The organism is Peribacillus kribbensis DSM 17871 (assembly GCF_000430765.1).
GTDB classification, from domain to species: domain Bacteria; phylum Bacillota; class Bacilli; order Bacillales; family DSM-1321; genus Paraperibacillus; species Paraperibacillus kribbensis.
Map to the genome: position 1 here is coordinate 55,627 of NZ_AUMQ01000034.1, position 18,409 is coordinate 74,035.

22 protein-coding genes are annotated in these 18,409 nt (G+C 44.9%); 18 read left to right on the top strand and 4 right to left on the bottom strand.

Annotated features, from left to right (window positions below; all coding sequences use genetic code 11):
• Positions 1 to 257: 257 nt before the first annotated feature.
• Together pstB and phoU are read left to right on the top strand one after the other, a co-directional pair.
• Positions 258 to 1,088, top strand: coding sequence for a phosphate ABC transporter ATP-binding protein PstB (gene pstB, locus H539_RS0106630; protein ID WP_026692889.1), 831 nt, complete (start codon positions 258 to 260; stop codon positions 1,086 to 1,088).
• Positions 1,089 to 1,113: 25 nt separating this feature from the next.
• A complete protein-coding gene (gene phoU, locus H539_RS0106635) occupies positions 1,114 to 1,764 on the top strand; it encodes a phosphate signaling complex protein PhoU (protein WP_026692890.1) in 651 nt (216 codons plus the stop codon).
• An 88-nt stretch (positions 1,765 to 1,852) separates the two neighbouring features.
• On the opposite strand, the gene H539_RS0106640 is transcribed toward phoU, so the two are convergent.
• A complete protein-coding gene (locus tag H539_RS0106640; RefSeq protein ID WP_026692891.1) occupies positions 1,853 to 2,293 on the bottom strand; it encodes an endolytic transglycosylase MltG in 441 nt (146 codons plus the stop codon).
• Positions 2,290 to 2,676, bottom strand: a complete 387-nt coding sequence (locus H539_RS0106645; RefSeq protein ID WP_026692892.1) for a hypothetical protein — start codon at positions 2,674 to 2,676, stop codon at positions 2,290 to 2,292. Before H539_RS0106645 ends, H539_RS0106640 begins: the two co-directional genes overlap by 4 nt.
• 156 nt (positions 2,677 to 2,832) lie before the next feature.
• Between H539_RS0106645 and H539_RS0106650 the strand changes: the two genes are divergently transcribed.
• From H539_RS0106650 to H539_RS0106700, 10 genes are all read left to right on the top strand, one after another.
• Positions 2,833 to 3,408: a DUF4912 domain-containing protein gene (locus H539_RS0106650; protein WP_026692893.1), complete on the top strand. Its 576-nt coding sequence runs from the start codon at positions 2,833 to 2,835 to the stop codon at positions 3,406 to 3,408.
• Positions 3,402 to 5,546 carry a glycosyltransferase family 4 protein gene (locus H539_RS30050; RefSeq protein WP_051348473.1) on the top strand — a complete coding sequence of 715 codons (2,145 nt, stop codon included), beginning with the start codon at positions 3,402 to 3,404 and terminating at the stop codon, positions 5,544 to 5,546. Before H539_RS0106650 ends, H539_RS30050 begins: the two co-directional genes overlap by 7 nt.
• 159 nt (positions 5,547 to 5,705) lie before the next feature.
• Positions 5,706 to 5,855, top strand: coding sequence for a 50S ribosomal protein L33 (gene rpmG / locus H539_RS30635; RefSeq protein WP_075982306.1), 150 nt, complete (start codon positions 5,706 to 5,708; stop codon positions 5,853 to 5,855).
• An 81-nt stretch (positions 5,856 to 5,936) separates the two neighbouring features.
• Positions 5,937 to 6,506 carry a 5-formyltetrahydrofolate cyclo-ligase gene (locus tag H539_RS0106660; protein ID WP_026692894.1) on the top strand — a complete coding sequence of 190 codons (570 nt, stop codon included), beginning with the start codon at positions 5,937 to 5,939 and terminating at the stop codon, positions 6,504 to 6,506.
• Positions 6,496 to 7,284 carry a DUF92 domain-containing protein gene (locus tag H539_RS0106665; RefSeq protein WP_026692895.1) on the top strand — a complete coding sequence of 263 codons (789 nt, stop codon included), beginning with the start codon at positions 6,496 to 6,498 and terminating at the stop codon, positions 7,282 to 7,284. The genes H539_RS0106660 and H539_RS0106665 overlap by 11 nt, the downstream gene beginning before the upstream one ends.
• Before the next feature lie 91 nt (positions 7,285 to 7,375).
• On the top strand, positions 7,376 to 7,555 hold the full coding sequence (locus tag H539_RS0106670; RefSeq protein ID WP_026692896.1) for a hypothetical protein: 180 nt from the start codon (positions 7,376 to 7,378) through the stop codon (positions 7,553 to 7,555).
• 167 nt (positions 7,556 to 7,722) lie between these two features.
• A complete protein-coding gene (locus tag H539_RS27960; protein WP_051348475.1) occupies positions 7,723 to 8,892 on the top strand; it encodes a rhomboid family intramembrane serine protease in 1,170 nt (389 codons plus the stop codon).
• A gap of 442 nt (positions 8,893 to 9,334) precedes the next feature.
• Positions 9,335 to 9,541: a YqgQ family protein gene (locus H539_RS0106690; RefSeq protein WP_026692897.1), complete on the top strand. Its 207-nt coding sequence runs from the start codon at positions 9,335 to 9,337 to the stop codon at positions 9,539 to 9,541.
• Between the two features lie 20 nt (positions 9,542 to 9,561).
• Complete coding sequence (locus H539_RS0106695) at positions 9,562 to 10,521, top strand: ROK family glucokinase (RefSeq protein WP_425414697.1); 960 nt, start codon at positions 9,562 to 9,564, stop codon at positions 10,519 to 10,521.
• Between the two features lie 120 nt (positions 10,522 to 10,641).
• On the top strand, positions 10,642 to 12,492 hold the full coding sequence (locus H539_RS0106700) for an LTA synthase family protein (RefSeq protein ID WP_026692899.1): 1,851 nt from the start codon (positions 10,642 to 10,644) through the stop codon (positions 12,490 to 12,492).
• Positions 12,493 to 12,665: 173 nt separating this feature from the next.
• On the opposite strand, the gene H539_RS30640 is transcribed toward H539_RS0106700, so the two are convergent.
• On the bottom strand, positions 12,666 to 12,839 hold the full coding sequence (locus H539_RS30640; protein WP_026692900.1) for a DUF2759 domain-containing protein: 174 nt from the start codon (positions 12,837 to 12,839) through the stop codon (positions 12,666 to 12,668).
• Between the two features lie 267 nt (positions 12,840 to 13,106).
• Here H539_RS30640 and H539_RS0106715 point away from each other — a divergent pair, with 267 nt between their 5' ends.
• Together H539_RS0106715 and H539_RS0106720 are read left to right on the top strand one after the other, a co-directional pair.
• A complete protein-coding gene (locus H539_RS0106715) occupies positions 13,107 to 13,736 on the top strand; it encodes an MBL fold metallo-hydrolase (RefSeq protein WP_026692901.1) in 630 nt (209 codons plus the stop codon).
• A gap of 26 nt (positions 13,737 to 13,762) precedes the next feature.
• A complete protein-coding gene (locus H539_RS0106720) occupies positions 13,763 to 14,866 on the top strand; it encodes a class I SAM-dependent methyltransferase (RefSeq protein ID WP_026692902.1) in 1,104 nt (367 codons plus the stop codon).
• Positions 14,867 to 14,937: 71 nt separating this feature from the next.
• Here H539_RS0106720 and H539_RS0106725 read toward each other — a convergent pair whose 3' ends face one another.
• A complete protein-coding gene (locus tag H539_RS0106725) occupies positions 14,938 to 15,183 on the bottom strand; it encodes a DUF2626 domain-containing protein (RefSeq protein WP_026692903.1) in 246 nt (81 codons plus the stop codon).
• Positions 15,184 to 15,601: 418 nt separating this feature from the next.
• On the opposite strand from H539_RS0106725, the gene comGA reads away from it, so the two are divergent.
• The 4 genes from comGA to comGD are packed head-to-tail and all read left to right on the top strand — an operon-like array spanning position 15,602 to position 18,385.
• The gene (gene comGA, locus H539_RS0106730; protein WP_245602138.1) at positions 15,602 to 16,672 is read left to right on the top strand and encodes a competence type IV pilus ATPase ComGA; all 1,071 of its coding nucleotides are present in this window, start codon (positions 15,602 to 15,604) and stop codon (positions 16,670 to 16,672) included.
• The gene (comGB, locus tag H539_RS0106735; RefSeq protein WP_026692905.1) at positions 16,659 to 17,690 is read left to right on the top strand and encodes a competence type IV pilus assembly protein ComGB; all 1,032 of its coding nucleotides are present in this window, start codon (positions 16,659 to 16,661) and stop codon (positions 17,688 to 17,690) included. Before comGA ends, comGB begins: the two co-directional genes overlap by 14 nt.
• Before the next feature lie 13 nt (positions 17,691 to 17,703).
• On the top strand, positions 17,704 to 18,003 hold the full coding sequence (comGC, locus tag H539_RS0106740; protein ID WP_026692906.1) for a competence type IV pilus major pilin ComGC: 300 nt from the start codon (positions 17,704 to 17,706) through the stop codon (positions 18,001 to 18,003).
• Positions 17,990 to 18,385 carry a competence type IV pilus minor pilin ComGD gene (gene comGD, locus H539_RS27965; RefSeq protein ID WP_051348476.1) on the top strand — a complete coding sequence of 132 codons (396 nt, stop codon included), beginning with the start codon at positions 17,990 to 17,992 and terminating at the stop codon, positions 18,383 to 18,385. Before comGC ends, comGD begins: the two co-directional genes overlap by 14 nt.
• Positions 18,386 to 18,409 lie beyond the last annotated feature (24 nt).

Sequence of the window (18,409 nt, forward strand, 5' to 3'; positions counted from 1 at the left end):
TTAAGCGTATTGAATGTTGATTAATAAGAATCACATTATAAAAACCATACTAACCGAAATACCGGTTCCATTTCAGAGTTCTCTGCCAGCTCTGAATGGAGCCGGCTTTTTTTTATTCGGCTTTACAAATAATTTACAAAGAGTTTATACACAATTAACGAAAAGACGGTAGAATTTGAAGGGTCATGGGGATATAAGTACTAACCCAGACGATTAAAGCCAGAACAAAATGATTCCCTATGGGGAGGAGAATTCAAATGAACGCTGTCTTAATCGATAAAACTGGAAAAATAAATAAATCAGCAGAATCCCGGACACCCGATCCACAAGGGAAGACGGCAGTTTATCAAACAAAAGAATTAAATCTATGGTATGGAGAAAACCATGCCCTTAAAAACATAAACCTCGATCTATACGAAAATGAAATAACAGCTATTATCGGACCTTCCGGGTGCGGAAAATCTACCTATATCAAAACCCTGAATCGAATGATTGAATTGGTTCCGGGAGTGAAGACATCAGGAGAAATCTTATATCGAGAAAGAAACATTTTCAATAAATCCTATTATGTAGAAGAGCTGAGAACAAAGGTAGGAATGGTGTTCCAAAAACCTAATCCTTTCCCGAAGTCCATCTATGAGAATGTAGCATATGGGCCTAAGATCCACGGAATCCGAGACAAAAAGACACTGGATGAGATTGTGGAAAAAAGCCTTCGCGGTGCTTTCATCTGGGATGAAGTGAAGGATCGATTGAATCAGAGTGCCTACGGACTGTCAGGAGGGCAGCAGCAGCGTCTGTGTATTGCCAGATGTCTTGCCATAGAGCCAGATGTCATCCTTATGGATGAGCCTACCTCAGCGCTGGATCCAATCTCCACATTGAAGATTGAAGAGCTCGTACAGGAGCTGAAGAAAAAGTTCAGCATCATCATTGTTACACACAATATGCAGCAAGCAGCGAGAATTTCTGACAAAACGGCTTTTTTCTTGAATGGAGAAGTGATTGAATTCGCTGAAACTGACAAGATTTTTGCGAATCCTTCAGATAAGAGAACCGAAGATTATATCACAGGAAGATTTGGCTGATCAATATCAGTGTGGGGGGATAATAATGGCTGTCCGGGAAAAGTTTGAGATAGAGTTATTAGAATTGAAAAATAAACTGATCAAGCTCGGCTTACAGACGTCAGCGGCGCTCACAGCGTCCTTTGGCGCTCTGGAACAGCAGGATTTTGATCTTGCCCTTGAAATCATTGAGGAAGATGTCAAGATCAATCTGCTTGAGGAAGAAATCAATGATTTTGCCATACTCTTAATAGCGAAGCAGCAGCCGGTAGCCAGTGATCTTAGAAGGATTATCTCTGCGATAAAAATAGCGGCGGATCTTGAAAGAATGGCTGATTTTGCAGTGAATATCGCGAAATCCACCATACGGATCGGCAAGGAACCGTTTATTAAGCCGCTCATCCATTTAAAACAGATGCATGGACTGACCATTGAGATGATCGATTTATCCATCCAGGCATTTGATAAAGAAGATATCGTACTGGCGAAGGAAGTCAGTGAAATGGATGATGAAGTAGACAGCTTGTATGGGGAAGCCATCAAGAGTCTGCTGGAGCGTGCGAATGAAAATATGGCACAGGTTACTCAGCTTACTTTCATTGCCCGTTATCTTGAAAGGACCGCCGACCATGCGACCAATATTGCGGAAAATATTTTCTATATGGTCAAAGGAAGACATTATGATTTAAATGAATAATCCATGAAAAAGGAGCATGCCCCGGGCTGCTCCTTTTTCGTTGAAAAGCCAGACGGTTCAGCTTCTGGCTTGTTTCTTTCTCATCCTATTATGAATCTTTTGCGAGTGTGCTCCCGATCTGGGCAAGTGTCATGCTGCTTGTTAACACATAGGTTCCAAGCTGGATTTTTTCATTTAAGTGATGCTTATCCATGTAGGTCACCAGCTCGTTCTTGTCTTTTAGGATGCCTTTTTGCTGCAGGAGATCGGCAATCTGTCCGGATGTCATTCCCTGCTTCACCTCAAGGGTATAGGAGAGAGGAGCTGATTTGGCAGAATCCGCAGAATTCTGGACCTCCTGCTTTTCTTTGATGGGAGGTGTGTTCTTTATGGATGCTTCTTCCTTTTTGGCAGGCTGGGTATAAACGGCTGAAACCTTTGGCTTGGAAGTTTTCTGCTTTTCCGGCTCAAAGAAGAAATGATAGACAGACAAAATGGCGGCAGCCATGAAAATTCCGGCTGCAAACGTTTGTAGTACATTCCGGCTCATACCCGCTCTCCTTTTTCCCGGGCTGATTCAATGATGACGAGAATCTCTTCCCGGGGCAGTGTGGACTGACTGGAAATCTGTTCAATCGATAATCCCTGTTTTGAAAGGGAAAGCACCTGATTTCTTATAATTTCATTAACCTGTCCCTTCCCGCCAGCTGTCCCTGCAGGCTTCTTCATTAAGATGGGAGAAGAGGGGCCCTGGATAAGCAGCTCTTCCTCCAATATGGACAGTCTCTTTTTAAGCTGATAGATATCCTGCATATAAGAAAGAGATAAAGTATCTATTTCCTTCTCCAATTCTTTGACCCGATCTTTTTTGAAAAAGGAGAGCAGGAAAATCACCGCTGATAGGATCAGTAAAATTACTATTATCATTTCCATGTAATCACCCCAGATGAACGTCTTCCTTCATATCATACAAGAAAAAAGTGCTGTTGTGGAAAAACTATATACATATATCGACATTTTTTGATATTTATTAATAATCGTCCAATTTGTGAGTTGCAGATTTAGGTGTTACGATGGGGGAAAAGATACTTGGAAAGACTGTACGTGAAGAATGTAAGAGCCAGTCTCATTCTTTTAAGAAAGTGTGATGAAATGGAACAGCCGGCACTAACAAAAAAAGGTGCAGCCCCGGGGTATGGAGACTTTATTGCTGTCTATCTTCAAAATAAGGAAACAGTCCTTGTAATCTGGAGAATCAGCAGGCTTAAACGTGTATCCTTGTCTTACAGTATGGATACAGCAGAAAGTGAGTTGAAGCCATATCTGAGGATTTATGATGCAGAGGGGGCTGATAACCCTATCCACACCCGCAGATTCCTTGAAACAGCCATTAAGTGGGATCAAGGATATTGGAAGTTGACGGGTCTGCTCCCGGGACGGACATATATAGCAGATTTAGGCTGCAAGGAAGATACTCTGGGATTTGTTCCTTTAATACGATCTGCCCCTTTTCATTTCCCGGAAAATGTTGATTATATAGAGAGTATAATAGAATCCGCTTGGCGGGAGGACGGGCCGGAATCAGGTCTTGATTGGAAGGACTATGTGAGCACCTACAGTCTTTATGAGCCTGATCGGGAACAAGGAGAGAAAGAGAATTGCTGATATCATTGGAAAAAGGGACAGGGCCTTATTACGGCGGCTCTCAGGATGAAAAAAAGAGGTTTCTGATGGAGTCCGCAGCTGACCTGCTGGCGGTCCATCAATGGAGCTTGCATCAAAGCATCCCCCTCTTTGTCAGTGTAAGCGGCCGGCTATTGAAGCTGTTTGCATCCGATGAGTTTAAAAAGGAATTTCTCATGGTTCTGTCTGCTTCACCGCTCCTGCAGTCCAGCTGGGAAGATAAGGGGTGGGAAGATCCGCTTCATGCGCTGCTTAAACTGGTGAAAGAAAAGAAGATTCACCTGGCTGCCTCCTGCCTTTCGTTCTTTCCGCTGGCACTCGTAAATACGGAAGCGGGAATCCGATTCCAGATTGAAAGCTCAAGAAACTTATTTAAGGAAGTGCTGGGGGTGCACCCTGGCTATTTTCATCTTCCATACGGGAGTTATGTTCCCGGACTCGAGCGGATGATCGAGGAAGCAGGGTTTTTCGGTTTATTTCTGCACAGAGACGCGTTTCACGTGAAAGTGGCAGCCTGCCGGATTGGAGGTCTCACGATTATTCCTTATCAGCCTCTTACAGGAAGGCAGGAGGATTCGGTACCCGGACTCAGCCTGCCGATTAGCCAGGTGAATGCGGATAGACTGCAGTCACTGTCAGAAAGTGATTCATGCAAGTCGAAGGTTCCTATCCAGCCTGGGTCAGAAGGCATTTATTGTGAATATCAACGGGTGGAGTCTCTTGGTACTGCTTTTCATGGCTATCTCGATGGAGAAGATTTATTTCCAGATTCCGCCGTGGCTTCATTGATGGACGCCTTTACATTAGAAAGACAGGCGTTTCCTTCTAAAAGCAAAAACGGAACCATCCAGGAGTGGTCGTCCTTTATCGATGGGCTCATCGATCATTTGCCTTCACGGGATGTAAATGCGGTGCAGGATGAGCCTGGAAAAAGTGTTAATGAAATGGCCCTGCATATCCTAATACTTTCCTGGGAATTCCCACCGAGGATTGTCGGAGGGCTGGCAAGGCATGTTTATGGTTTGGCAAAGGCATTGGCAGGACAGGGGCATAAGGTAACCGTTATTACAGCTGGAGAGGGGCAGCCTGAAGAAAAGGAGCAGATGGAAGGCATCACCGTGTACCGGGTAAACCCGCTTCCTGTAAGCGGACACTCCTTCTTGAACTGGACCGCGGGGCTGAATCTTTCCATTTGTGAAATGATCCAAAAAGTTTCGGGAAATGACAGGGTTGACATTCTCCATGCTCATGATTGGCTTACAGCAGCCGCAGCTTCGGCAGCCAAAGATCTTTTGCAGATTCCCCTTGCTGCCACGATCCATTCTACGGAATATGGCAGAAATCAAGGTATTTTCAGTGAGCTTCAGAAAAGAATACACCGCCAGGAAGATCTGCTCCTGAAAAAAGCGGATAAAGTGATTGTCTGCAGCAGCCCTATGAGGCAGGAATTAAAAAAAGGATATGGATATACAGGCCAGGCTGTGGTCATTCCGAACGGAATCACTGAAGCGGAAGTCCAGCCAGCCAGCGGTAAAGGAAATTCCTATGAGCATAGGAAAGAGGAGACACCCATTATATTCACGTGGGGCCGAATGGTCTTTGAAAAGGGATTTCAGACACTGATTTCATCTGCAAAAATTCTGTCACAAAAATCCATTCATCCCTTTTTTATTGTGTCAGGATCGGGTCCTTATCTTAAGGACTTAAAGGAAATGGTTAAGAAGGAAGGACTGGGGGAGCAGTTTCTGTTTAACGGGCATATCGATGATGTTCAAAGAAATAAGCTTTTAGAAAGGGCTGATCTTACAGTCATCCCCAGTCTTTATGAGCCTTTTGGAATTGTGGCACTTGAGGCGATGGCAGCCGGGAAGCCGGTAATTGTTTCCGGGACAGGCGGCTTAAAAGGAATCGTTCAAGACAAAGCCAGCGGACTTACGTTCACTCCTGGGGATGCCGATGAACTTGCACGTCATATAGAATTTCTTCTGAATCATCGGGAGGCCGCGCAAAAAATGGCCAAATTTGGCAGGGAGAGTGCACTTGTCCGCTATAGCTGGAATGAGATTTCCAGGCGTACCATGCAGATTTACGAACAAATCAGGAAATCCAGACAGAAATGAAGCTGCCAAAAGGGAAAAAATATTGACTGCTGTAAAAAATGAAGCAGTTTTAAGAAAAATATATGCGAACCTTTAAAAAAACCTACTAGCATTTTGGTTACAAAAGTGATATTATAGAAAAGTCGTAAAAGAGAGACTTAAGTTTGGAGGGAAATATACATGCGCGTGAATATTACGTTGGCTTGCACTGAGTGTGGAGACCGTAACTATATTTCTAAAAAAAATAAGCGTAACAATCCAGATCGCCTTGAGCTTAAAAAATATTGCCCAAGAGAAAAGCGTTCTACTGTGCACCGTGAAACAAAGTAAGCAGCAGGTTATCCTGTTGCTTTTTTATTTGTCCAATTAGTACACTAAATGAAAAGCTGTATCTGTACAAGGAGGGTTTCCATGGAAAAGCCGGAATTAAGGAAAGCGATGAAAACCATGCTGAAGGAGAAGCTTGATGGCGGGATGCATAAGACGCTTTCAAAGGAAATCGCCGGCCGTCTATATGAAGAAGAAGACTGGCAGAAGGCAGAATGCATAGGGATCACGCTCTCCAACTATCCTGAAGCGGATACCTATCAAATTATCGAGAAGGCTTGGGAGTGCGGAAAAAAGGTGGCGGTCCCCAAATGCCTGCCTGTCCAAAGGGGCATGGATTTCCGCATGATCACTGATTTTGACCACCTTGAGACGGTGTATTATGGGCTGAAGGAGCCTATTGTAAGCAAAACGGACGGAGTGCTGCCCGGGGAAATGGATCTCTTGTTCGTTCCAGGCCTCGCCTTCACAAAAGCAGGCTTTCGACTGGGATATGGGGGAGGCTATTATGACCGATTCCTCAAGAATTACACAGGTACAACCGCAGTCCTTGCATTCGATGAGCAGATTTTGGACGAACTGCCGGTCGAGAGCCACGACCAGCCGGTATCTCTTATCATTACTCCTTCCCAGGTGATGGACTGTGGCAGATAACCTCTGGATTCTGATTGTCATCATCTTTCTGGCTTCTGCGGCAGGGTGGAAGCAGGAGCTGCTTACATTTTCCGGAGCCCTCGCTGCATTTTTTGTTGGAGGGGCCATTGCCTGCGGCTTTGGATGGCGTGGACTTTTACTGTTAGGCTGTTTTTTTGTCAGCTCAAGCCTTTGGTCCAAATTTCGGCCTGAAGCCAAAAAAGAACTGGACGAAAAGCTGATGAAAGGCAGTCAGAGGGACTGGCAGCAGGTACTGGCGAATGGCGGGATTGCAGCCTGTATTTCACTCTACTATATCATCGAGCCCGGGAGCCATATCCTTCTTCTGTTTTTAACCTCTATTGCCGCAGCGAATTCGGATACCTGGGCCTCGGAGCTGGGAGTCTTGAGTAAAGCCAGTCCCTTTTCCCTGTTAACGTTTAAACCGACTGAAAAAGGGACCTCCGGGGCTGTCACGCTGTTCGGTACATTCTGCTCCCTCCTGGGTTCTATGTTTATCGCTGCCGTATCCTTCTTCACTTTTGAAGTAACGATTAGGGATGCTGTGTTAATTGCCTTCTTCGGCCTGCTGGGCAGTCTGTATGATTCCATAATAGGAGCTTATATCCAGCCGGAATATATCTGCAGAAAATGCGGCTATCATACGGAGAAGCTGGTCCATTGCGGGGAGAAGACAGAAAAAAGAAAAGGATGGGGATGGGTCGACAATGATGCTGTGAATGCAGCTTCTATCTTTCTCGCATCATTAACCTGCTTCATGTGTTTCAGCATTCTTTAAGAAAAATGAAATGTGCTGGAAATGAAAAAATTTGCTATGGCATTCATAAATTCTGTCCCTTATCTCACACTAAAAGCAGGAGGGATAATCCATGGCAAAATTTTTAATGAAGGCGATCCTGGTTTCTGCAGCATCTGCCGCAGCATATAAGTACCGCTATAAAATCATGAACGGCGTACTGTCTGTGCCTGCTGTAAGAAACCTGGTTGTATCCTCTTCCATGAAGCTGCCGTTTGTACGCGGCAAAATGCTTCAGAATATCTTTGAATAAAACGTACCCAAAAAAAGGGCGCCTGGGCAGGATCCAGGTGCCCTTTGCCTATATCTGCTCCGGCTCTCGCGTTCGATTTTTGAGGGTCCTTCTTTTTACATTCAGTATTGAATACACTATGATGTAGGTACAAGTAAGGGATTTGGACAAATATAGCGTGAATTGGAGTGAGGAACCTGGGCGCTTATGAAGAACTTTTATATTGGTCCGCTGCCAGACATTTGATCGAGCAAGAAAGGATGACCATTATTTACATAGATCCGGATCAAAGTGAAATATGGCTTGAAAGCAGTACTTCCGCAAATAAAGTGGTCAGGCTTGCCCTGACATCCATGACCTGGTGCAATTTATTAGTAAAAGACATAGAACAGACCACTGTATTTGGAGAAAATACAAGAAAGACTCTTAGAAAAAACAGCTTGAATATCGTAAACGTTTATTTCACTCCCGCACTCCCGGTGGATGACTGCAGCGATGTGATGGCTTCGCCTGCTTCCTTCAGAAGCACGATAGTGGAGTCCTTTATTCTGGATACTCCTTCTTATGGCGAGAAGCTGCCGCAGCTTAGAGAATCCTTGGGATTCGAGCTTCCAGAGGCTCCCTTCCCTGGAGATGATAACGAGGTGAAGGCAGCTTATGTCCGTCATGCCGCTCTCAGTACAGCCTTTCAGGAAATCAAAAAAGAACAGAACGTCTTTGAAGCAGGGCGCCCATTTTTTACGTATATCTTTCTGTTCGTGCAGATTGGGATGTTTTTTCTGCTGGAGATGAACGGTGGAAGCCAGAATTTCCATACATTAATTAAATATGGTGCGAAGTATAATCCCCTGATTGAAGACGGAGAATGGTGGAGGCTGTTTCTTCCGATGTTCCTGCATATCGGTTTACTGCATCTCTTGACCAATTCCTTGTCTCTTTATTATATTGGGACAGCCGTAGAAAGAATCTATGGGAATGTCAGATTTATACTGATTTATCTGTTTGCGGGGTTTTTGGGGTTTCTTGCGAGCTTTGTCTTCAATACAAGCCTGTCTGCCGGAGCGAGCGGAGCCATCTTTGGCTGTTTCGGTGCATTGCTCTATTTTGGGCTGCTCCAGCCGAAGATATTTTTCCGCACGATGGGCTATAATATCATTCTGCTGGTCGTCATAAACCTTGGAATCGGTTTTACCCTTGCAGTCGTGGATAATTCCGGCCATATTGGGGGATTGATCGGAGGGTTTTTGGCAGCTGCCATTGTTAGGACCCCTCGAGAAGCAAAAAAGCTTACCACACAAGTGCCTGCCCTGGCAGCCACTGCCGCCATCGTATGGGCACTCATCAGCAAAGGATATTAATCTGCTGGAGAAGCGATGGACTGCCTGAGAAGCATAAATTCCCCGCCAGGCCCCTGGGATGCGGCCAGAAGCTCCCGCTTGTTCTTATTAAGCAGAAGAAGCGGCAGGGTGCTTCTTAAGGGACTGGCTATCCTTCCGTCTTCTGCTTTAATGCCAAGAATGTAATTCTTATATAAACCTTAAAAAAGTGATGGTTTCTACAGAACCATTTGATAAATAAAAATAGCCAAAAAGACAGCCGGCGGTTAAACTTAAAGCCAGATACCATTTTTTCATGGGGATCCCCTTTCAGTCCATGCTTTCACTACTATATGATGGAAAATGGACAAGTATGAGGGATTTTTTTTGCCAGTTGTCCTAGGCTGGAAGAATTGCATACTTGTTAGTTAAATAGGGTTCCATTATACTTTGATTGTAGATAATTTGGCTTTAGAGGGATGCAATGAAAAATTTTTATGATATTCAGCAGTTTCTTAAAAGATATGGAACCTTCATTTATACCGGGGACCGGATGGCAGATTTAGAGCTCATGGAAGAGGAAATTTCAGAGCTGTATCAATCCCGGCTGATCGAAGTGCGGGATTTTCAAATGGCCTTGCTGATCGTACGCAGGGAGAGGCAAATGGAAAGAGATAAAAGAAAAAAATAATGACGATACAGGTGATGGAAATGGATAAATGGCTAGTTGGTGTTGACCTGGGGGGAACCACTACAAAAATAGCATTCATTAGTTATTACGGTGAAATTATACATAAGTGGGAAATCCCCACAGATAGAAGCGATCATGGAAAAAATATTACGATTAATATCGCAAAGTCGATTGATGACAAGCTTGAAGAGCTTGGCCAGTCGAAGAACAAACTTCTCGGCATCGGAATGGGGGCACCTGGCCCAGTTAACTCACACACCGGCGCAATCTTTGAAGCTGTAAACCTCGGCTGGACAAACTATCCTCTTAAACAGCTTCTTGAAGTGGAAACAGCTCTTCCGGCAGTCATTGAGAATGATGCCAATGTGGCTGCAATCGGGGAAATGTGGAAGGGTGCTGGAAATGGCGCCAAGGATCTGGTATGTGTAACCCTTGGTACTGGAGTCGGCGGAGGAGTCATCGCTAATGGACATGTTGTCACAGGCATAAGCGGGGCAGCTGGAGAGATTGGGCATATCACGGTAGTTACTGAAAACGGATATTCATGCAACTGCGGCAAAAAGGGCTGCCTTGAAACGGTTGCCTCTGCCACAGGCGTTGTCAGACTTGCAGGTGAAGCGCTCTTAAATTCCGAGGAGCCTTCCAAATTGCGCGATTTCGGTGAAGAGCTGACTTCAAAGGATGTGTTTGATACAGCGGCAGCAGGGGATGTCATTGCAATGGCCGTCTGCGATAAATTGAGCTTTTATCTTGGATTGGCTATCGCTAACATGGCAAATGTCCTGAATCCTGAAATTATTGTAATCGGCGGCGGGGTATCAAAAGCAGGTGACGGACTTCTTCGCCCTGTAGACAGTTATTTTAAACAATTTTCCTTCCCGAGGGTCGCGGCATCCACTAAGCTCGCTATCGCGACAATGGGGAATGACGCAGGTGTTCTTGGAGCGGCCTGGCTTGCAAAGAATGAATTTGGAGAATGATACCTGCCTTAAAAATAAATATGCAGTGCAGACTAATCAGGAGTTTCTTTAATAGGAAACTCCTTTCTGTTTGACCGGTGCTTTTTCGACTTCAAAAAATAATCCAAAGGAGGAGGGCAAGTGAATCAGATTTACAGAACAGGACGGATCCATTTTGTCGTCCTCGCCATCCTGCTGCTGACAATCAAAACTTATATCATATATAAAACCGCCTTTCAGCTTTCATCTGACTCTGTTTTGCAGGAGTTTATCCTTATCCTGAATCCCCTTGGCTTTTTAATGGCGGTTATGGGGATCGGTGTCTTTTTTAAAGGACAGAAGCAGATCGTTTTTATTTTGGCTGCAAACCTGATCCTGTCCGCTATCCTCTATGCTAATATTGTTTTTTTTCGTTTTTATAATGACTTCTTAACGTTTCCTGTCCTGTCCCAGTCAAGCAACATGTCCAATCTTCGAAGCAGTGTACGAGAGCTTACCTCGATTCGGGATGCAGCCTGCTTCATCGACTGTATCCTGTTACTGCTTGCTGCATTTTTTAAACCCCGCCCTATACGTTTTGGAGCATTCAGAGCGGTGCATCGGAAGCAATACTATGCACTTGCTGCCGGAGTGCTTATGTTGAATTTGGCTCTTGCTGAATCAGAGCGGCCTCAGCTCCTTACCAGAACTTTCGATCGGAAAATACTGGTCAAAAATATAGGCACCTATAACTTTCATCTATACGATGCGATTCTCCAGTCCAAGTCTTCCACACAGCGTGCTCTTGCAGACACCAGTCAGCTCCAGAATGTCAACCATTACCTGCACGGCCGCAAAAGGGATTCTGGAAGCTTATTTGGAGCTGCAAAAGGCTGCAATGTTATCCTTATCTCCATGGAATCCACTCAAAGTTTCGTGATGCACACAAAAATGAATGGGCAGGAAATCACTCCTTTCCTGAATAAGTTCAGCAGAGACAGCTACTATTTTACTAACCTCTACCATCAGACCGGACAGGGAAAGACGTCGGATGCAGAATTTGTCATTGAAAATTCGCTTTATCCTCTTGGCAGAGGTGCCGTCTTCTTTACGAATCCCCGTAATGAATATGACGCCACTCCCAAAATCCTTGCCAGCCGGGGATATCATACTGCGGTGATGCATGCTAATAATAAAAGCTTCTGGAATCGTGACATTATGTATAAGTCCCTGGGGTATGACCGCTTTTATCACTTAATGGATTACCATGCCACCGCGGGGAATTCCATTGGCTGGGGATTGAAGGATAAGGAATTTTTTGATCAATCTCTACCATACCTTACGAATCTGCCGCAGCCATTTTATGCTAAACTTATAACATTAACGAATCACTTTCCCTTCGAACTCGAAGAAAAAGATAAAAGTATGAATGAATTTCATTCTGGTGATCATATTGTGAATCAATATTTGCAAACCGTAAGATATACAGACGAAGCTGTTGGTCAATTTATTCAGAAATTAAAGGAGCAGGGCCTTTATGACCGCTCCCTCATCATATTATATGGAGATCATTACGGTATCTCCTCCAATCATTATGCTGCACTGGGGCGGATCTTGGGCAGGGATATCACCCCGTTTGAGTCGGTCCAGCTCCAGAGGGTTCCCCTTATGATCCATCTGCCAGGACAGAAGGGCAAGGTCTTGGATGAGACCGCCGGACAGATTGATATCAAGCCCACAGTGCTGCATCTCCTTGGAATCGACACCCTGGGAGGCCTGCAGTTTGGCAGGGATTTATTCAGCGGCCACAGGGAGAATTATGCCATTCTTCGGAGTGGAGACTGGATTACCGATGATTATCTCTTTACGAAGGACACCTGCTTCTCGAAAAAAACAGGCAGAGAGGAAGAGAGCGATCTATGCCGTGAATTCTCAGCCAGGGCAGGCAGGGAATTGAATGATTCCGATAAGATCATTTATGGAGACTTATTGAGATTTTTGAAAACTAAATGAAAGACAGGGGGAAGACTTATATCCCTGGAAATAGGTCCAGAGTGGATGACGGGGAAAAGCAACGGATTGCAGGGCTGCAGAATTCTTTTCTTCTCCTTTGCCATCCGGAAGAATAATATCCGCTTTATAAGCCATAGGAAAAGCCCTGGATGTTCCAGGGCTCTTCTTATGGCTTAAGCTCCTGCCGGATAGCCGTGATGCAGGAGAGTCATGACCGTAAACCATCCAAATACAGCAACTGAGCCGGCTGAAAAAATAATGCCCAGTATATTTTTGTTTTTGAATGTGCCGATAAGGCCAAATACAGCAAGAATTGTAACCAGTGCAAAAATGATCGGTAAACCCATCTTCAATCCCCCTTGTTCAAATAAGAGACATGAGCAAGCCGCCAATACCAAATTGACGGAAAATCTACTAAAATATGTAGATTCATCATTTCGTATTTATTTTAATGGTTTTTTAAAAGTTTGTCGAGGCAATAAAGCGTTTTCTATACGCCGTGAGGTAACCGGACTGCTGGTTAGCGGGAGACTGACGTTCCTGAATCAATATGTGCCAATGTTTCCCATAGTAGTGTAAAATGGGGGTATGACTACATAAAAAGGGTGATGCATATGAAATGGTTTCAGCTGCCGTTAGGGCCAATGCAGACGAATTGCTATATTTTAACGAATAAACAAAAGGAATGCCTTATCTTCGATCCAGGAGAAGAAGCTGGAAAGCTGAAGAACTTTATCTCTGAAAAAAGCCTCACTCCAAAGGCCATATTGCTGACACATGCACACTTTGACCACATTGGGGCATTGGATGACATTCGGAAAGAATATGATATTCAGGCATATATTCATGAAAAGGAAGCAGACTGGCTGATTGACCCCAATTTAAACGGATCAAAGCTATTCATGCCAGACAAGCCTTTAAGACTGAATCCTGCAGAAAATATTGTAAAGGGAAACCAAACCCTTACTGTTAAGGGGTTCGAGTTTGAGCTGCTGGAAACGCCGGGGCATTCTCCGGGAAGTGTATCGTATTATTTTAAGGATCTTGGGGCTGTTTTTTCGGGGGACGCTTTGTTCAAGGGAAGCATCGGACGGACGGATCTTCCGGGAGGAAATCATAAGCAGCTTATCAAAAGCATCCAGACCCAGCTGCTTACCCTGCCGCACAGCACAACAGTACTTTCCGGCCATGGACCTGCGACGGCCATCAGGGATGAAAAAAGAGAAAATCCCTTTTTAGCATAAAAGACTTCTTTTAAAGGAGATAAGGAATGTATACGGTGATACGGGATATTTTGCTTACAAGGAAGGAAAACCAGCTCTCCTATAATGAATTCATTGAGCTTGCCCTCTATCATCCGCAATTTGGCTATTATATGAACGATAGCTCAAAAATCGGGAAATCCGGGGATTTTTATACATCGGTGAATGTCTCGGACATACTGGGTACTATGCTTGGAAAGTGGTTTTGTACACTATTCCGTTCCACAGGTCTCAGGCCTGTAATATGCGAGCTCGGAGGAGGGACGGGCAAGCTGGCCCAGGACCTTTTGGGAAGCATGAAGAAATGGGATCCAATTTTGTATGAAGAGACTAGGTACATGATCGTTGAGACCAGCCCCTATCACCGTATCCTGCAGAAAGAAGCACTGAAGGGGCACACTGTAACATTGGTGCAGGACGTAGAAGAGCTGGCTCCTTTCGAGGGCATTCTATTTTCCAACGAATTTTTTGATGCATTTCCTGTCCATGTGATTGAAAAAAGGGATGGAAAGCTTTTTGAAGTGATGGTATGCCACGATGAAGGCGGGAAAAGTTTTAAGGAAAAGCCGGAGGCACTTACAAATCTCCGCATCAGGGCGTATTTAGCCGAAGAGGGGATCGAGCTTTCAGAGGGACAGCGGCTGGAGGTCCCTCTTGCCATGATGGACTATCTTCAAAAAATCGGACACATCCTGGAGAAAGGAATGCTTCTCACTCTTGATTACGGATATACCCGCAGCGAATGGTGTCTTCCCCAGCACCATTCAGGAAGCCTGAGAGGATTCCGCCGGCACGAGATGAAGGAAAATATCCTCCAGTTCCCCGGCGGGATGGATATAACCACACATATCCACTTTGACAGCCTCCAAAACGCCTTAGCCAGGCAGGGCTTTATCCACCGGGCCTTTCTAAGGCAGGATGAGCTGCTGCTGAAACTCGGCATCTTAGAAGAACTGGCCGCCCATACAGACAGTAATCCCTTTTCGGCGGTAAGCAAAAGAAACAGGGGAATCAGGGATCTGCTCATGCAGGGGGGAATCAGCTCTTACTTCAGGGGAAGCGTGGAAACCAAGGGTCTGGAAGAAAGCATCCCGGTGCTTCCTTCCTTTTAAAAATGTTGAAATATTGCAAAAACGAAGAGGCTGACTCTGTATCGAAAGAGTCAGCCTCTATGTATGGAACATTAATGGCCGCCGGCACCTGGTGTCATCATGAAAGTTGACCAATAAGTAAATCCGGCGAAAAAAATGGTCAGGTATGCACCGAAAACATAGATATACATACGCTCTGAAAGTTTCAAATAGCTTACTAATACAAAAAATCCAGTCTGCCCAAAAAAGATAAGTGCTGCTGTTGGCATGTCCCCCATGTAGAAGAAGATGGCAAAAATACCAGTCCAGAAGCCTAGTACTCTAAACATTCGCTCCATGTGTTCCCTCCTTTGCCGAAAAAACAGATTTCCTAAATTATTATAAATTAGCAGGATATTTATGTAAAGAATAGTTTCGCAAGCGTTTTCTAAAGCAGTGATCTGCTCTCTAAAATGTGCAGAATGAAAAGGAGGATTTTATATGCCTGCGAAAAATCAAAATCAGCATGGACGGAAAATGGCTGAAGCAAAAAAATAGTTCCAGATAAAAATTCACTTTTTTCTTTCAAAAAAAGAATACAGGAAACCAGATGATAAAGGAGAGGAAAGATTTACAGATTTCCTCCTCTTTTGCCAAGGATAATTACGTTGAAAAGATATAGAGGTTGGATGAAACGGTTGTTTTTTTGTAGATAACAGCAGGATTTTCTATAAGGCTGTCGAATCATTCCTTAGAAAAGAAAGGATGTGGTTAAAATTGGAGCTCATTGAACGAACAGCCGAACGGATCATTTCGTATGGCTACAGAAAGCATGCCTCAGATATCCATCTTGTTCCCCGAAAGGAAGATTTTATTATCCAGCTCCGCATTGTAAACAATCTCGTACCTTTTGAAGTCCTGCCCCAGGATGTTGCCCACAGGCTGCTTTCTCATTTCAAATTTCTTGCCTCCATGGATATAGGTGAAAGGAGGAGGCCCCAAAGCGGCTCGTTTACTGTCACCATCGATTCTGTCCCGATCGGCCTCAGATTTTCCACACTTCCGGCCTCGCATTCCGAAAGCATGGTCATCCGCCTGATCCCTCAGCAGCAGATTCTCCCGCTGAATCAGATTTCTCTTTTTCCCCATACGGTCTCCAAGCTCATGGCACTCTTAAAGCACTCCCACGGATTAATGATTTTCACCGGACCGACCGGATGCGGCAAAACCACCACCCTCTATTCACTCCTTCATCATGCCAAAGAATTCATCAACCGCAATGTCATTACGCTTGAAGATCCCATCGAAAACCATTCTGAACAGGTCCTTCAGGTCCAGATTAATGAAAAAGCCGGAATCACCTATTCGGTGGGGCTGAAGGCAGCTCTAAGGCACGACCCGGATATTATTATGGTTGGGGAAATCCGTGATCAGGAAACAGCGAGGATAGCAATCCGGGCAGCTTTGACGGGTCATTTAATTTTATCCACCATGCATACAAGGGATGCGAAGGGGGCGGTCTACAGATTTCTGGAGTTTGGTTCAAGCCTTCATGAAGTGGAGCAGACCCTCATCGCGGTGTCTGCGCAGCGGCTTTTGGCGCTTTCGTGCCGGGAATGCGGCGGTTCCTGCAGGGGCACATGCACAAATGGCGTAAAAAGATCGAGGGCCAGTGTGTATGAGCTTCTTTATGGCAGGGATTTAGCCTGCGTTTTTGAAGAAATCAAGGGAGAGCGGAGGCCTCGGTCCTGGAGAAGTCTAAAGGATGAAATCAGCAAGGCGGTCGCCCTTGGTTTTGTAGATGAGAAAGAATATGACCGCTGGGTATTTGAATATGAAGCCGAGTAAGTGGACGTTAAAGGAGCAGGCGCGCTTTTTAAAGGAGCTTGGGGAATTGCTGGAACAGGGTTATTCCCTCTCTCATGCGCTTTTATTTTTGAAGATTAATAAAGAAAAGAAGAAAGAAAAAGATCTTGTCTATGCTCTTCAGTTATTGAAGGAGGGAGCACCCTTTTATGAGGTTTTAAGTTCACTAAAATTCCAGCAGGGCCTTGTCAGCCATGTGTTTTTTTCTGAACAGCACGGCAGGCAGTCCACAGCATTGAAAGAGGCAGGCGACTTTTGGCTGCAAAGATGCCAGGAAACCGATAAGCTGAAAAAACTTCTGTCTTACCCTATCTTTTTGTTTGTGATTGTCACATTGGTATTTACTGCTTTTGAACGTATCCTCCTTCCTAAATTCCGCACGTTGTTTACCTCCCTGAGCCCTGGCGGCAGTTCCTACCTTGATGTGGTACTCAGCTTTTCACGTTTCCTCCACCGCCTTCCGTATGGGCTGGCATGTATGGCTGCCGGTTTAGGGCTCCTGTATATTTTTTGGTTTAAAAAGCTCAGCCCCTTGAAGAAAATGTCGGTTAAACTCCGTATCCCCTTTGCTGGAAGGTTTATCAGGAGCTTTTCCACACAGTTTTTTGCGAGCCAGTTAAGCGGGCTCTTAACCGCAGGGCTGTCCATCAATGAAAGCTTTGCTTTATTTTCCCAGTCCCGCCAGCAGCCATTCTATCAAACACTTTGCGGGCTCATCCAGCGGCAGCTGACCGATGGGAAATCTCTGGAATCCATCCTGGAGGGTCTTCCATACTTCGATAAAAACCTGGCCTTCATTGTGGCCAATGGCCAGAAATACGGAAGATTGGATCAGGAGCTCTATCATTACAGCAGAAAACTTCTTCTATCCCTGGAGGATAAAATCGAACATTATCTCAGGATTGTCCAGCCTGCCTTATTTTCCTTTGTCGGTCTGCTGATTGTCTGCATTTATATGGCAGTTCTGCTCCCTATGTATTCCTTAATAAATAGCATGTAAAGGAGAAAAGTCCATGAATGAAAAAGGATTTACCTTAATAGAAATGATGATCGTTCTGCTGATTATTTCTGTCCTGCTGATCATTACCATCCCGAATATCGTGAAGAACCAGACCACCGTCAAAGCAAAGGGCTGTGAAGCTTTCATCAAGACGGTCGAAGCCCAGGTCCAGTCCTATCAGCTGGATAAAAACAGCCTGCCGGAAGATATGGATGAGCTTGTGACGGGCGGATATTTGAAGCAGAAAACCTGCCCGGATGGAAGAGCTTTATCGCTTGGTACGGATGGCGGGGTAACAATTGAAGCCAACTAAGGATGAAAGAGGATTTACTTTAATTGAATCCTTATTGGTCTTGAGCATTTTTATGACCATCCTGACAGTTTCCTTGAATTTATGCTTTCATGCCCGCGAGGACTTTACCTCTAAACTATTCCTGAAGCAGCTGACCGAAGACTTATTTTACAGCCAGCAGTATGCGATGAGCCATGCCTTGACTGTTTTTCTGTTATTCGATCCACAGGGAGGAGCGTATCGGGCTTACACTCCCTCGGGTACCGTTTATAAAAGGGGGATACCTCCGGATATGGAGGTGCTTCCCGGGTCAATGGGTTTGAAGTTCCACTTTGTTCCATCCGGGAATATCAACAAGGCGGGTGCCCTGTATGTGAAACTGAAGAAAAAACGTATAAACTGACATTCCTGCTCGGGAAGGGAAGGT

Excerpts from the sequence above, each read along its gene's own strand:
- pstB (WP_026692889.1), top strand. The coding sequence starts at position 258 with ATGAACGCTGTCTTAATCGATAAAACTGGAAAAATAAATAAATCAGCA.
- phoU (WP_026692890.1), top strand. The coding sequence starts at position 1,114 with ATGGCTGTCCGGGAAAAGTTTGAGATAGAGTTATTAGAATTGAAAAAT.
- H539_RS0106640 (WP_026692891.1), bottom strand. The coding sequence starts at position 2,293 with ATGAGCCGGAATGTACTACAAACGTTTGCAGCCGGAATTTTCATGGCT.
- H539_RS0106645 (WP_026692892.1), bottom strand. The coding sequence starts at position 2,676 with ATGGAAATGATAATAGTAATTTTACTGATCCTATCAGCGGTGATTTTC.
- rpmG (WP_075982306.1), top strand. The coding sequence starts at position 5,706 with ATGCGCGTGAATATTACGTTGGCTTGCACTGAGTGTGGAGACCGTAAC.
- H539_RS0106660 (WP_026692894.1), top strand. The coding sequence starts at position 5,937 with ATGGAAAAGCCGGAATTAAGGAAAGCGATGAAAACCATGCTGAAGGAG.
- H539_RS0106670 (WP_026692896.1), top strand. The coding sequence starts at position 7,376 with ATGGCAAAATTTTTAATGAAGGCGATCCTGGTTTCTGCAGCATCTGCC.
- H539_RS0106690 (WP_026692897.1), top strand. The coding sequence starts at position 9,335 with ATGAAAAATTTTTATGATATTCAGCAGTTTCTTAAAAGATATGGAACC.
- H539_RS0106695 (WP_425414697.1), top strand. The coding sequence starts at position 9,562 with ATGGATAAATGGCTAGTTGGTGTTGACCTGGGGGGAACCACTACAAAA.
- H539_RS30640 (WP_026692900.1), bottom strand. The coding sequence starts at position 12,839 with ATGGGTTTACCGATCATTTTTGCACTGGTTACAATTCTTGCTGTATTT.
- H539_RS0106715 (WP_026692901.1), top strand. The coding sequence starts at position 13,107 with ATGAAATGGTTTCAGCTGCCGTTAGGGCCAATGCAGACGAATTGCTAT.
- H539_RS0106720 (WP_026692902.1), top strand. The coding sequence starts at position 13,763 with ATGTATACGGTGATACGGGATATTTTGCTTACAAGGAAGGAAAACCAG.
- H539_RS0106725 (WP_026692903.1), bottom strand. The coding sequence starts at position 15,183 with ATGGAGCGAATGTTTAGAGTACTAGGCTTCTGGACTGGTATTTTTGCC.
- comGB (WP_026692905.1), top strand. The coding sequence starts at position 16,659 with ATGAAGCCGAGTAAGTGGACGTTAAAGGAGCAGGCGCGCTTTTTAAAG.
- comGC (WP_026692906.1), top strand. The coding sequence starts at position 17,704 with ATGAATGAAAAAGGATTTACCTTAATAGAAATGATGATCGTTCTGCTG.